9 protein-coding genes are annotated in these 14787 nt (G+C 44.3%); 5 read left to right on the top strand and 4 right to left on the bottom strand.

Annotation, left to right across the window (positions count from 1 at the left end):
- The 3 genes from B0D95_RS18525 to B0D95_RS21170 all read left to right on the top strand — a co-directional run bounded on the left by B0D95_RS18525 (nt 1) and on the right by B0D95_RS21170 (nt 6834).
- Nucleotides 1-4986 (top strand): AAA domain-containing protein, encoded by a 4986-nt coding sequence (locus B0D95_RS18525; RefSeq protein ID WP_078045246.1) that lies wholly within the window; start codon nt 1-3, stop codon nt 4984-4986.
- Nucleotides 4983-6416, top strand: a complete 1434-nt coding sequence (locus B0D95_RS18520) for a hypothetical protein (RefSeq protein ID WP_078045245.1) — start codon at nt 4983-4985, stop codon at nt 6414-6416. The genes B0D95_RS18525 and B0D95_RS18520 overlap by 4 nt, the downstream gene beginning before the upstream one ends.
- Before the next feature lie 145 nt (nt 6417-6561).
- Nucleotides 6562-6834: a carbon storage regulator gene (locus tag B0D95_RS21170; protein ID WP_078045244.1), complete on the top strand. Its 273-nt coding sequence runs from the start codon at nt 6562-6564 to the stop codon at nt 6832-6834.
- On the opposite strand, the gene B0D95_RS18510 is transcribed toward B0D95_RS21170, so the two are convergent.
- The gene (locus B0D95_RS18510) at nt 6768-7253 is read right to left on the bottom strand and encodes an SOS response-associated peptidase (protein WP_078045243.1); all 486 of its coding nucleotides are present in this window, start codon (nt 7251-7253) and stop codon (nt 6768-6770) included. The two genes, B0D95_RS21170 and B0D95_RS18510, sit on opposite strands and share 67 nt — an antisense overlap.
- Before the next feature lie 248 nt (nt 7254-7501).
- On the opposite strand from B0D95_RS18510, the gene B0D95_RS18505 reads away from it, so the two are divergent.
- The gene (locus tag B0D95_RS18505) at nt 7502-7927 is read left to right on the top strand and encodes a LexA family transcriptional regulator (protein ID WP_078045242.1); all 426 of its coding nucleotides are present in this window, start codon (nt 7502-7504) and stop codon (nt 7925-7927) included.
- Nucleotides 7915-9174 (top strand): Y-family DNA polymerase, encoded by a 1260-nt coding sequence (locus tag B0D95_RS18500; RefSeq protein WP_078045241.1) that lies wholly within the window; start codon nt 7915-7917, stop codon nt 9172-9174. The genes B0D95_RS18505 and B0D95_RS18500 overlap by 13 nt, the downstream gene beginning before the upstream one ends.
- Nucleotides 9175-9460: 286 nt before the next feature.
- Here B0D95_RS18500 and B0D95_RS20600 read toward each other — a convergent pair whose 3' ends face one another.
- Genes B0D95_RS20600 through B0D95_RS18490 form a run of 3 tightly spaced genes read right to left on the bottom strand, consistent with a single transcriptional unit; the run spans nt 9461 to nt 14779 of the window.
- Nucleotides 9461-9616, bottom strand: a complete 156-nt coding sequence (locus B0D95_RS20600) for a hypothetical protein (RefSeq protein WP_168172374.1) — start codon at nt 9614-9616, stop codon at nt 9461-9463.
- A gap of 59 nt (nt 9617-9675) precedes the next feature.
- The gene (locus B0D95_RS18495) at nt 9676-12708 is read right to left on the bottom strand and encodes a type III restriction-modification system endonuclease (protein WP_078045240.1); all 3033 of its coding nucleotides are present in this window, start codon (nt 12706-12708) and stop codon (nt 9676-9678) included.
- Nucleotide 12709: 1 nt separating this feature from the next.
- Entirely contained in the window at nt 12710-14779 is a 2070-nt protein-coding gene (locus B0D95_RS18490) for a site-specific DNA-methyltransferase (RefSeq protein ID WP_078045239.1), read from the bottom strand.
- Between the last annotated feature and the right edge of the window lie 8 nt (nt 14780-14787).

Below are 14787 nucleotides of genomic sequence, written 5' to 3'. Positions count from 1 at the left end.
ATGGAAGTTAAGATTTGGGACGGTGGGTTGCAATCGCAAGAAATTAAAGCGATTGATACAATTCAAAAGGCATTTTCCTCCATGCCTAATTCTAACCAAGTGAAACCTGCCAAAAGTGGTTCCATCAGGGATCAGCTGGATGGCCTGGGGGCCAATTCGATTTTACCTTGGAAGGGTTACGCAGGGTTCAGATTTGTCGATGCAAAAGGCAATGAAGGTGAGTTCGATTTAGTCATTGTCACACACTGTAATGTACTAATTGTTGAACTTAAAGATTGGAATAACGGTGAAGTCGTATCCCGTGGAGACCGATGGTATAAAAACGATTCAGATATGGGGCGGTCTCCTGTCAGTATTACCCAAAATAAAGTTTTCTTGCTGAAGAATAAGCTTGATCGAATTCGACACAAATTTAGCAATGCAGGACATACACCGCAAATACATCATCTTGTTGTAATGACCGGGAATGCGATTCTCTCCAAAATTACCGACCAGGAAAAGAACCATACAATTAGACTTTCGGAATTTCTTGAATTAAGGGACGAGCGAAAATTCAACGAGAGATTTAGGCCTCACCCCAATTCTAAAGTTCTGAATAAGGACTTTCCTATCTTCGATAAATTATTTCTTGGTAGCAATAATACTGCTCCGAAACACATTCGCATTGATGGCTACAAGGCTACTGATTTAATCTTTGAGCACCCAAAAAAAATCTATAAAGAGTTTCAGGCTGTATCTGAAATTTCTAAGAAAGATGAAGTATTACTGCGGCTGTGGAACTTCGATGAGCTAGAGGGTGTTAAGGCTAAGACTTCTAATGGTCGCTTTGATATTGTGTCCCGAGAGCGCGAAGTTCTTCAGTTCATTAAACACCAAGACCATGACCTATATAAACATTGCTTGCGTTCTTTAACCAGCCCTCAAAAGGATGAGGTGACTACTCAATATTCGGAGATCTATGAGCTTCCACCAAATCATTTGAGATTTAACGAGTTTATCGGTCGATATGGGCTGGTTTTCTCGGAGCGAGACAGAGTAAATCTGATTAAGCTTTTAGTGGCTAAGTTTGCCGACCTTCACCAAATAAAAGTGGCGCACCGAGATCTTGGTGACCACAGTATTTGGATATCGCCGAGTAAAGAGGTGGCTCTCTCTAGTTTTATTGCCGCTTATCACAAGCCAGTTGGAACTGTTGGCGATTATCGGCAACTACTTTCCGTTAATGATGTCTGTGTTGCAACCGCTCAAGACGCAACATCAACGCCGTTCGAAGCGGATGTATACGCTCTTGGTATGTTGTCTTGGCATATTCTAACTTCACAACGCATCTCACCCAAAAGCGTAAATGCTATCGACTCAGCTATAGAGGCAAGTGACAGCCTCTATGCTCCTGTGTTGTTAAAAGCCCTACAGGGTAACTGCTTTTCAAGTGCTGTGGAGCTTTTAGAGGCCCTTATCGACGCCGAACCTGTAAATGACAAAGAGATGGATTTTGACCAATCCGCGCTTGATCCATATAGAAAGTCGATTAGTCATACTAGACAATTCAGGGAGGACGATGACTTTTTAGTAGAAACTGAGGAGCGAGAAGTTTACTTTTCTAACGGACAGGTTGTTAAAGCATGGCTTAACATTAGTCTTGCCGACGACAACGCGGTTACAGGTTACAAACTGCTTCACTTTTTAAAGCGTATCGAAAAGCTTCAGGCACTATCCCTGGCATACATTCCATTTATTAGGGATTTCGGTATCGCGACAAAGTCCTCCAGCCTGTACTTGGTGATGGATACGGCCGAGGGATGTCATTGGGATGAGATGGAGCTTGGTCAAGAAGATAAGCTCGTCGTTATTAAGTTATTAATCAATTCAGTAGAACATCTGCACACGTTGAACGTCGCTCACGGAGATCTCCACCCCAAAAATATTATCCTAGCTAAGCGTGATAGCGGTTACTCGCTGTCGCTAATTGATATACCCGACTACTGTATCGAATCTGTCGAACCACGCAACCACCAATACAGCCCTGATAATCTAGATACCTGCACTGCTTACGAGCGGGATAACTTTGCAGTAATGAAAATGGCTTGCGAGCTTTTAGGGCTCGATTGGGGTAGCGCCTCAGATGCCTATAAGGAAATCGCTGCTGCGGTTATACAGGAGCTAACTGATACCCTATATGGATTTAAGGGTCTTTCCCGTTTTAAATCAGCAATCGAAGCCCCAGACAGCAACGCCGTAGAGCCTGTAAGAATAATACTGAAAGGTGATTTTGATCCCATTACGATCTATCCAGACAACGGTCACCTTTACCTTCAGGTTGAACGCAGTAAGAAAGAGAAGTCAGACGCTCGTGTTCGGGTGCATGGTATAGGAGGAAGCGTTGATCTGGTTTTCAGTTCGCGAAATCAAGCCTTTGTTGTTGGCTTTGAGCCAAGAGCGAGATCATCTATCAAAAGGTCTGATGCAGACAACAGTCAGCTGGAACTAGACTTCCCAATAGCCATTCAGTCCGGCGATCTATATGACCTGTCTGCGCTAACGAAAAAGCTGAAGGGAAATGAGGCATTTTCTTTAGCGATTGAGCTTGCTCTGAAAGAAAACGAAATTGAATCTAACCACACCGACGAGCTGACATCTGAGCTAAAAAAGGCATTTGATGCATTAGATCAAACTGTCGCTCCCATCATCGAGCCAGAATTAAAAATCACGACGGCAAAACTTTGGAGTGCGATTCTTGAAACTGAAACGGAATCCTACCCCTATATTGAAATTTCGGATAACCCACGAGAAGTCAAAGACAATAAAGACCAGCTAATCATGCCTTATCAGGCTGACATTGATGCCTTAGGTCATTTTAAGAAAACCGATGTAATCGAAGCGCTAGTTATTCAAGGGGAGAAGGAAATATCGCTCGGTGAAGTCGTTTTAAAGCAATCAGCCCTTAATGAGGTCCGACTATCTAAATTGAGCATGAAGGCTCGCAAAGTTTCAGATGGTGATTTGATTTTCTTCAGAACCAAACAAGACCGCGCCTCCTACGAGAAGAGGAAAGCAGCGCTTAAGTGTTTATTGGATAGGGAGGGGGTCATCAGCGACCTCGTTTCCTATTTCGATCCTACCTGTTCATTGCCTGCAATAAGTTATGGCGTTGAGATTAGCGAGGAAGATTTTGCCAGATACGACCGGCTTGATGAACAAGGCAATAAAATTAGCCTAAATCAGCAGCAGCGAGAAGCCTTTCAGAAGCTCATAAACAATGGTCCGCTTTCGTTATTGCAGGGCCCTCCAGGCACTGGTAAGACTGAGTTTATTGCAGCGTTCGTGCACTATTTGATCGAGAAACAACGGGTGACAAGAGTGCTTTTAGTTAGTCAGTCTCACGAAGCTGTGAATACTGCTGCCGAGAGAATCCGTAACCATTGCGCTAGGTTGTATACGCCTCTTGATGTGGTTCGTTTTAGCAACCGAGAGGGTGCTGTTTCAACTGGCTTAAAAGACGTTTACGCAAGCTCTATCGTGTCCGAAAAGCGAGAGCTTTTTCGAGCAGAGGTTAGACATAGAGTATCTGCGTTGGGTAGGGCGTTAGGCCTAGAGCCTAACTATCTAACTGCTCTTGTAATTGCTGAATTGAAGTTGTTCAAGCAAATCGACCATTTTGTTTCATCTTTGAAGTCTTTAACTGGTAGGGATATGCAGCAAGACGATGAGCGGCAGCTGAAAAAATCTCTTATTGAGCTGAACGAATCAATCCGCGCGACGATATGGGATGACTTCCAGCTTAAGCTGGGCTCTGAGGATGAACTCGAAGATGCAAAGCGAAAAGTGATTGAGAAATTAAATCGCGATTACGCGGTTCGCCCCGACGAGTCATTGAGAGCCCTTGCTCTAGCAAGGCTTTCCAGGGATATGCTGGATGTCTTAGAAACTGACGAGGTGAACTATGACGAGTTTTTCGCTAGATCTCGTCAATTGGTAACGGGTACATGCGTCGGTATCGGCCAGCGTCATATCGGTATTCAAGATAATCAATACGACTGGGTCATCATTGATGAGGCAGCTCGATCAATTGCTAGTGAACTCGCAATCGCGATGCAGGTGGGCAAGAGAGTCTTGCTGGTCGGTGATCATCAGCAGTTGCCGCCGCTCTATACTACCCCGCATAAGCGAGCACTTGCACGTCGTTTAGGTGTTTCTTCCTCTGAAAATGACTTAGACCTCTTACTTCAGAGTGACTTTGCTCGCGCCTTCGAATCACAATATGGGAATCAAGTTGGTGCGACGTTATTGACCCAATATCGCATGGCTCCTGAGATCGGAAATTTAGTTTCGAGTGTGTTTTACGATGGAAAGTTGGGTAATGGGAATCGTGTGATTCCCGATATCTATAGTCGTTTACCGGATATGCTCCAGTCACCTGTGACTTGGCTGGATACATCGGGTTCAGGGCACAGAGCGTACCATCAAAACGATAAAGGAATGAGTATCTATAATAGGTTTGAAGCAGATTTAATCATCACATTGCTGAAGCAATTATCAACAGATATGGACTTCCTTTATGAGCTTAGAGCTTCAGTAAAAGAAGAGGAGCCAGCTATTGGTGTGATCTGCATGTACGGCGAACAGAAGCACACATTGAGGCAAAAGTTTAATGAGGTTCAGTGGAGTGAGGATTTCAAGACACTCGTGAAAATTGATACGGTAGATAGTTATCAAGGTAAAGAAAACAGAATCATTATTCTATCATTGACCCGAAGCGATAAACTTAAGAGTCCTGGGTTTTTGAAGGCGCCAAATAGAATCAATGTTGCTCTTTCTCGGGCAATGGATAGATTGGTAATTGTTGGTTCAGTACAGATGTGGCGTTCTAACAACAAGCATCTACCGCTTGGTCGTGTTGCCAGTTTTATGGACTCTAAAGGTTTAGAAGCAGGATACCGATTTATTGAAGCCGAACTGGTTAACGGACAGGGAAAACGCACTAAATGAACAAAGAATTAAATGTTGCATATCATGAGGTGGATTTTCTTCTCCCTGCTCATCGCTTCAATATTCAGTTTTCCTATGTAACAAAAAAAGGGTTGCCGTTTGTCCGAGAATTTGTGCTCAGGCTAATACATATTTCTCCAATGAGCCCTGTTGAAATCGCTACCTACTTTGGCTTGTCAAAACGGGAGCTTGATGAGGCTCTAACTGACTTGGTTGAAAAGGGGGATCTTGCATTTTCGGAAAGCGGAAAAATAGAACTCACATCTAAATCGCGTGGATATTTTGTAGGCTTGGGCTCTACACCAATGGTTTCATTATTGGTGGAAAGTGGCGGCATATTTGCGTTTGAACTTGCGAGTTTTAACTGCCTAGGTAGAAAACGAACCAATGAAAAGTGGGCACCCGGCTTGCGGTTAGATGTAGCGAATGAAACTGTTGCCAACAGCGAGCAGCTCGCTAAAAAGAAATTTCAGGAGCAGTTTCACAAGATCCAAGAGAAAGGATTTTGGGAGCATAAGTCCAGCGAAGAAAAACCAGGAAGACCCAGCATTTACACGATGGGAGCCGTCGAAAAGTTGGGGCAAGAGCCTATGCGTTTAACCTGTTATCTTTCCATTGATCCTGATGGGGTTCCCGTTGAACGAAGCGACTTCGATGCACTTGACAACTCTTCAATCGTACAAGAGTTGATTACGGACGCGATTGTTTCTTCTCAGAAGCCTATGAATCTAAAGCAAGTTGCCCATGCAATGGCCGCGCTTGAGGATGATGAAACGAAAACACTCTTCAATGAATATTCAATAAATGTCCCATTACTGCTGGATTTACAACAGTCAGGTAAGCTCAATGACGGAGCATGGATTCCGTTTCTTGGACCGCTCTATTCACAAGCCAACTGGCAGTTGATTGTCGATTATTTAGAAATTCAGCTAGACGCAATTGAGAAAACTGTAGATCGAGCCGAAGAAATGCTATGGATCGCTCCATCAGATGGCTACTGGGGGCAAAGCGTTCGTACTGCTTCAGTTTTTAGTGAACTGATTGATCGGTCCATCACCAAGGGAAAGACTTCGGTTAAGCTTTATGATCCAAAACTTTACTTGCCCGTTCGGGATTCAGAAGATAAACAAGCTATTGGGCGTTGGAAGCAAGAGTTTTCTGAGCAAAACAAGGGGGTCTTTGGGCTCGTTGAAGGCTTTTTGGATGGCAATGTTGAAGTGCTGCTCTTACCCGGATACATGGCGGTAGTTAGCTACCATATTTCTAAACCTGAAAGCCTACCTGTTAGTCTCCCTGTTGGTTATGTAACGACGGATAAGAATCGAGTAGAAGTGGTGACAAAACTGGTTAAAGATTATTTAAATGGAATGATCTCCTTTAACAACCCGAGAAACCTTGGTCCCCTAGAAAAGATCGAGATTAAACGTTAGTTTTAAGTATAGACAGTGGAATTAAAGTTCAGCTATGGATAGAAAAATTGTTTTCATATGTCAGCTATTAGCCGAAAGGTAACAGAGTATTAAACGAAGAAAAATTTCTTCAACAAATCTACCCAATAAATTAAAAGGAGTTTTTATGCTTGTTTTAACGCGCCGCCCGAACCAAGTAATCCACATACACACTAGCAATGGCATAATCGAAGTTCATCTCAATTATTGTAATTCCAATCAAGCGAGACTGGGTTTTGTTGCGCCTGCCAACGTAAAGATTATGCGAGAGGAAATAGACGAGCCCGATGAGGCTCCACGGTACGCAAGCAAGCCGGAAGCCCTGCTGCAACCTCAAATAAACACGACGCCTTCCTTGTTGCGAGCATTATTCACTCGCGGATCAACCGGACACCAGTGAAGCTCTGCTGACTGCCCACGCAATTCCTGCAGGAGGTTTTTAACATCCTCCTCAGGATTCATCCAGCGGGCAACCTGCTCTGCATTCAGTGACAGGGGCATCCGATCATGGACCTCTGCAAATGACACACTTGCCGCTTGGGTAATCATTGTGGTACTCCAGACCTGGTTCTGCCAGCACTCCCACATCGCGGCAACTGCCAGCGCCTCTCCGGAGGCAGCCTGTACATAGAACGGCTGCTTTTGTTTGCCCTGGGTTTTGAATTCCACAAAGCCAGACACAGGGATTATCGCGCGTCTGTGGCGCACCGGCCCCTGAAATGCGCGGCTGGTGAGAACAGTCTCAATCCTGGAATTAAACATGGCGAATCTCTGATTGGGTGGCTCTGGTGACCATGATGGATGCAGCCACCAACGCATGGGTGATAAATTGAAACCATCTTCCCCCGATAAATCACTGGAGCCGCCTCTGTTGGCGCAAGATTATTTAGGTCCGGCATATCTACCCCATCCAACCCGAACTGCGCCAAAAGTAATTTGAGGGGCTTGCCGGGGGTGACAAAGATACGGCTGCACATATTTGCTCCCAAGAGTTCTAAGCATTCGGTTGACTCCCATGGTCAACCTGACGCTATACTGTATATAACAACAGTATAGTAGCGCTAGCCATGGACATAGTATTTCCGTTTGACCCACCCACGCCACTCCCTATACCGCTTTACCTTCACCGGGTGCGCGCTGGCTTCCCAAGCCCTGCGGACGATCATTTAGAGCGCAGACTTGATCTTAATGAGCATATCGTCAAGCACCCATCAGCCACTTACTACGTCCGTGCCCAAGGCGACTCCATGGAGCAGCTTGGAATCCATAACGGCGACCTATTGATCGTAGATCGTGCGCTGGAGGCAATCAATGGGGATGTCGTTATCGCGGTAGTCGATGGAGGTCTGGCTTGTAAGGTGCTGGACTTAAAGCGCTGCCAGCTTTTGTCTGGGAATCCACAATTTCCACCCATACCGATTAAGGAGGATATGGATTTGATCATCGAGGGTGTAGTCACACATTCACTGAGGTATCACCGGTGTTCGGCTTAATTGACTGCAATTCGTTTTATGCGAGCTGCGAACAAATATTTCGCCCGGATCTGCGGGGCAAGCCTGTGGTTGTGCTTTCAAATAACGACGGCTGCATTGTGGCTCGCTCCAAGGAAGCCAAGGCGCTCGGCATTCCAGATCTCGAACCCTACTTCAAACTGGAGCCGTTACTTAAGAAGCATGGTGTTCACGTCTTCTCATCAAACTACGCGCTCTATGGAGATATATCCGCGCGCGTAGTAGATACCATCCGACAATTTGCGAGCGATGTAGAAGTCTACAGCTGTGATGAATCCTTCGTGCGGCCAATTGATGGGTTGTTTGGCAATTACCAGGAATACGGCCAACAAATAAAAAAAGCTATTTGGAAACAGGTGAGAATTCCTGTGGGCGTGGGCATTGCTCAAACGAAAACACTCGCCAAACTCGCCAATAAAGCAGCTAAGAAAATTCCAAAACTTAATCATGTGTGCGTGCTGGAGCGTGAAGATCAGCGCGAGTGGTTGTTGCGAAAGGCAGCAACCAAAGACGTGTGGGGTGTTGGCTCACGAAGCTCAAAACGACTGGCTGATATGGGGATTCACACCGCGTGGGATTTGGCGAACGCCAATACAAAGCACTTGCGAACACAATTCAATGTAACACTGGAACGTACCGTTGAAGAGCTAAATGGAGTTAGTTGCCTGGAACTAGAAGAACAACCATCACCCAAAAAACAAATTTACTGCACACGATCTTTCGGTGAAAAACAGGCGGAATTAGAGCCAATCAAACAAGCAGTGGCGCTCTATGCAAGCCGCGCTGGTGAAAAGCTGAGGAAGCAGAACTGTTTGGCTACTAATATGTTAGTGTTTTTACAAACATCGCCATTTGGTGAAAATAATTACTCCAAAAGTGCGACCATTAAACTGCCGTACCCGACGGACGATACTCGCGTTTTAATTGCCTATGCGATATTTGCGATTTCGCAGCTTTACAGAAAAGGTTATCAATTTCAAAAAGCCGGTGTTGGACTGATCGACATTACCGATAAGAGCAATATTCAAGTTGATTTATTTACACCGGTACAATCGGTGAGGTCAGATAAATTAATGTCACTGATTGACCAGGTTAACTCAAGTTTTGGGCGGGGCACGCTGTTCTGTGCGGCTGAAGGAACGAAAAAGAAGTGGGGTATGAAACAAACTCAAAAGTCGCCCTCATTCACAGGGTCATGGGCTTCGCTACCTTCCATCATGTGCATCTGAAAGCTCACAAGTAAATTGAAGCCTATATTTTTTCTACTGAAAAAATATAGGGGTGTATAATTATTTCAAAATAATTTAGGCTAGTTATATATCAAGGGTTTTCTATTTCATTCTTGGCTTTTGAATAAGCATAAGAATAAACCTCATCGTAAGTCGTCCCTTTTAGATAATTCCGCAAATTAAGTTTATGCTCAAAAATATTTTTCAATAGATGTGGAGCGCTTTTGGTTCGGTTAACAAACCATCTAAAAGCATAGATGCGTAACCTATTGAAAGATTGCCTTCATCAGCGCCCCAGTGTCTTGGTCAATGATGTTTTTAATGTTCCGTTTGCTGCATACAATGAGCAAACACTGTTATTGCAATCAATTTTGGCGAGGTCAAATTCCTGCACCAACTTATTGATGCCATAACAATTTTCAAGATCCACTCCAAGTTTCATCGCAACCTCCTGTTCAAATTATTTCATCGCTCGTGCCACAAGCAGCTCTTCGTCATTCCTCAAACAAACCTACCTGAAAATTCGTCCATTGAATTGGTTACTGCGAATTCAACATCATTGCCAAGCGCCTTGAAGTGCTCTTTACCACAAATAATTTTCGCTTTTTCGGTGGGTCGCAAGGCGTCAGCAAATAAGGTGCTTTTTGTTTCAACAACGAAATAGAGCTTCTCTTTACCGTCTACCTCTACCAGCACTGCCCAGTCCGGGTTGTAGGTTCCAAGTGGGGTGTCGATTTTGAACCAATCCGGAAGCTTGGCGTAGAGTTTGATATCGTCACTAAGTTCGAATGCCGAAGCAAACTCCAGCTCAATATCGGAATCGTATACAACATGGTCAAAGACAGACTTGTTGCTTGCGACCATGTTCTTTTGAAGATATCCAAACAGTTCGTTATCGCTGAAGAGTTCCTGGGCGTAGAACTGGTCTCCACCGATTTTGTGGTACTTGATGCCGTCTACTATAAACAGGCGCATCTGATTCTTGATGATGTTAGAGACCTGCTCAATAAATTTTTGAGGGTTATTTTTGAAAGATTCAAGGCGGCCGCTTTTATTGACAATGGCAACCAAGGTGCGACGGGTCAGATTGGTTTCGTTCTGTAGATAAGTGATCAAATCGGGTAGCTGGAATGAGCGCGCTTCATAGACGCTCGCTGTTTCCTGCACTTGCTCCGCATGTACTCCGCCACGGTCAATCTCAGTTTTTGCTTTTCGGTAGATAAAGCGTGCCTTGCCTACCTGAAGGTTTGCTTTGATTTCATCCGCACATGTTTCAATCAGCGTATCGACATCAAAGTCTACTCGGAAGGTGGTTTTGTACTTAATACGATCCCACAAAGATTTGAATTCAGGGCTCAGGAACACTGCTTTGTTAAGTGATACCTTCTTCTTGTCATCTCGGTTTTTGATATTGAGATTACCGGCAACTTTCTTCAATACACCAGCCACCTGAGTTGCGTGGGGTTTAAACGCTTCCGGCAAGTCCAGCTCACCGCTTTTCAAGGCGGCCTTCAAGCTATCCTGCACTTTTCCTTTGTTATCGATATAGCCAGCACTTTTAAAGTGTTCCCATAGCGTTTTGGAGGCATCAACGCCCAGATATTCGTGACTATAGTCATCCACCGGCACAACGATATTGGCGAACAGATGTTGCTCGACCACACCAAACTTGATGCCTTCTTCGTTTTCGATTTCTTTTTGCAACTGCTCAGCAAATTGTTCATACGATTCATTGGCCATTACAGTGAGGGTATTCACCTCAAAGCCATGTACACGCTCGCCATCTTGGTTGACGCAGATGCGCAAACCACGGCCGATTTCCTGGCGTTTTTTGATGACTGAATTGGTTTCGTTCAGTGTACAAATCTGGAAGACATTAGGATTGTCCCAGCCCTCCTTGAGCGCCGAGTGGGAAAATATAAATTTAAGTTTGCACCCAAAACTCAACAACCATTCTTTGTCTTTCATAATGGTGTTGTAGGCACTGCCATCAGATTCACTGCTTGCGGCTTTGCCATCTTTTCCAATTTTGGACTCTTTCAGCATTTCTTTGCCGGATGAATCTTTTTTCTTGTCGATAGCAAAGTAGCCGTTGTGCACGCCCTCTGCGGCGGTATCCAGATCGGCACCTTCAAACAGCTGGCTGTATTTGGGTTTACGAATGGCTCGGTCGTACTCTTCTTCAAAAATCAGGGCGAGCTTACCCTTTTGCGGGTTGCCGGCTTCATCGTACCAGCGGTAGTTTGCGACCTTGTCGATAAAGAACAGACTCAACACTTTAATGTTCTGCGGGCGCAGGCGCATTTCTTTATCGAGATGCTCTTCAATGGTTTTGCGGATCTGCAAGCGTTTAAATTCATCTGGATCAACTTCACCCAGCGCTTGCCCCAGCTTCAAAGTATCGGGCTTACTAGTAAAGCTGATGTATTCATTGCTTTGCTCGCAGTAGATGTCTTCAATAATGTAGCCATCGTATACGTCACGCCCACCGCTGTACTTGGCATCCAGCAAATCCGCGCCACTGACAACCGTGACTTCCTTGCGTTTAATGCTGCCATTCTTCAATCGGGCATCTATTTCAATTTTGGCACTGATTGGGCTTTTTTTGTTATCTACGCTAATTAGCTTGATATAGGCCTTGTTGTGACCATCCCTAACTTCAATGCCCGCGACTTCAATCTGTTTTACCAGCTTTTGCTCATAGGCATCCACGGAGTCCAGCTTGTAGAGCATATGGTGCTTTTCAACGTGCGTGGCCGAATAACGCAGCGTGCACATAGGGTTAAGCGAGGCGATGGCCTCTTTACTTTTATCGGTGGTGTCAACGCTCTGAGGTTCATCGACAATCACAATCGGGTTGGTTTGCTGGATAAATTCGATTGGCTTGGCACCAGTCATTCTGTCATGGGCCCGGTGAATAATGTTGGCCTTATTCTCTTGCTCCGGATCTGCAAAGCTTTTACGGAAAGCATCGATGTTAATCACCATGACCTGAATGTCGGGGCTGGTGGCAAAGTTGCGGACATCCGACAGCTTGCTGGAATCATAAGTGAAATAGTCGAAGGTTATGTTTTCGTAAAGCTCTTTAAAGTGACTGGCGGTAATTTCCAGTGACTTCTGAACGCCTTCTTTAACAGCAATGGACGGCACCACAATAATGAACTTGGTAAAGCCGTAGAGCCTGTTCATCTCGAAGATTGTACGCAAGTAAACGTAGGTTTTACCGGTGCCCGTTTCCATTTCCACCGTCAGGTGAATTCCGTCTTTCGAGTCAAAAGTCTCAGACGGTGCTAGGCCGTTTTTCAGCTGTATTTTGCGGATATTAGCGTGAATATCCTCATCCAGCAGGCGCAAGCGGTTGCCAATACCCAAGGTATCCTCCTGCGTACCATGAAAGAGCGAGCCTTCCTCCCAAGATTGCAAGGGAGCAACGGTGAAATTGGTCTGGCAAATTTCCTGTCCGGCGAACACGCCCGTCACCGACTCAATAGCCTGGCGCTGATAATCCAGATTGGCATCGAATTGAATCTTCATGTTACAGGCTCCTTACATCTTCAATACCCGCCTGCTTGAGAATCTGTACCGCGTTGGTTTTCACCACGTCGTCGGCAAAACCGGCGTCTTTGAAAACCACCCGCATAATTTCCGGGTTCAGCTTGTCTTTGAGTTTGGCAATCCCTTCGACCACATCGAGAGTAATATCGTCCGACAGGCAAATCATCAGTGCGCCCATGCCGATATCAAATACCTTGTGCCCTGCCACAACATGCTCGGTAATCGGCAGGGTCAGATCCAGACCGTACTTCAACAGCACTTCGTAGAGGACATCTTCTTCCTTGCGGCCATGCTTAATATTGGAAATCTGATCTTCCAGATCCTGCTCGGTAAGATCAAAATCTAGCTCCCAAGGTTTGATATTGGTGGAGTCGAGTTTGAATACCTTAAAGCCAAGATCGCCTTTATAACTCGGATTTTCTTCTTTGATTTTCGCAGCAGCTCGGCGAATGCGCTCTTTTGAGACTTCGGTAACAACGGCGGGTATTTTCTCCTCTTCTAAGTACTTAAGATAATCTTTATTGTCGTTTGTATTTGGTTCAATTAGCTCCGGTAGTTGAATATTTATAAAACGTACATCCGAATGCGATTCTTGGTTGAATTTCAAACATGCGTGTGCAGTACTTCCCGAGCCAGCAAAAAAATCCAACACATACATCGACTGGCTATTAGGGACCAGCTTCATAAATTGTTGTATAAGAGCTATAGGTTTTTTGCCGTTGGGGAATTTTACATTTCCTTCTTTGGTAACATTAATCCAACTAAACCCATCCCAATAAGTGCCAATTTTTTCACGCTTGTAAATTTCCCCATCTATCATCACGGAAGTATCTTTAAGCCATATGAGTAGCACCTTCTGCTTCCCCATAAAATAAAGTTTTGTTTTCTCTCCCTTATTTTTCCCTGATTTAGGTAGGTACTCAGCAATATACATATTGTTTTCAGAGTCAGTTGCACCCCAAACTCTGTCTCTAATTGAAGTCTGGGCGTTTGTTGTAGTCATTACTTTGTCATAATACTTTTCGTAAACTCTCTCTTCGTCAATACCTTCAATGCTAGAAATCTGTTTGATTGTTTTTATTTCGTAGCTACCTACGTTGAATATATCAATATCATTTCCTTCCCCGTCTTTAATTGTCTTGTAATGAGACACTCCATCTAACCGATACAAAACATTGGTGTATTTGAAACTTTTTTTGTCTTTTTTCATTTGATCAATATAATCAAATAATTTTGTTTCTTTATAGACAGGAGAAATTGGCTCCCAATGAGAATATGACTTTGAGTACATCAAAATATATTCGATGTTTTTTTTCAGTTTTCTATCTTCACCTCCGCCAGAAGCTCCTGCGCTCACTTTTGCGTTTAAGGATATTTGATTAATAAAATTCTCCTCTCCAAATATTTCATTGCATATGTTCGTTAAATTCGCCACCTCACCATCATCAATACTTATAAATATCACCCCATCATCCTTAAGCAGATTTCGAGCAAGCTTCAGTCGCGGATACATCATATTTAACCAGTCGGTGTGGTAGCGCCCGCTGGTTTCAGGGTTATTGGACAGATTTCTGCCTTCACTATTAACTTGGCCGGTAATCTCTTTGTAGTTTTTGATATTGTCTTTAAAGTTGTCTTTATAAACGAAGTCGCTACCCGTGTTATAAGGCGGGTCGATATAGATCATTCTGACCTTTTTGTGATAACTCTTTTGCAACAATTTGAGAACTTCTAGGTTATCACCTTCGATAAACAGGTTCTGAGTACTAGCCCAATCGACGGATTCTTCTTTGTAGGGGCGCAAGGTGCCTGTACTTGGAGTTTGTGCCAACATACGGGCTTTGCTTTTGCCATTCCAAGTAAAGCTGTAGCGCTCATCGCGGCCATCAATGTAGTCACCCAGCACTTCTTTCAGTGCATCGAAATCCACTTTGCCCTCAGTAAATGCTTCTGGGAAAAGCTCTTTTAATTTTTCGATATTGTCAGCGACGATATCCATGCTTTTGCTGTCTGCGCTTTTTGCGTCTATTTGTGGAATGACGTTTTTCACTGTATTTC

The organism is Cellvibrio sp. PSBB023 (assembly GCF_002007605.1).
GTDB lineage: Bacteria > Pseudomonadota > Gammaproteobacteria > Pseudomonadales > Cellvibrionaceae > Cellvibrio.
Note: the sequence above shows the minus strand (reverse complement) of the source record. Positions and strands in the feature narration are given on the sequence as shown.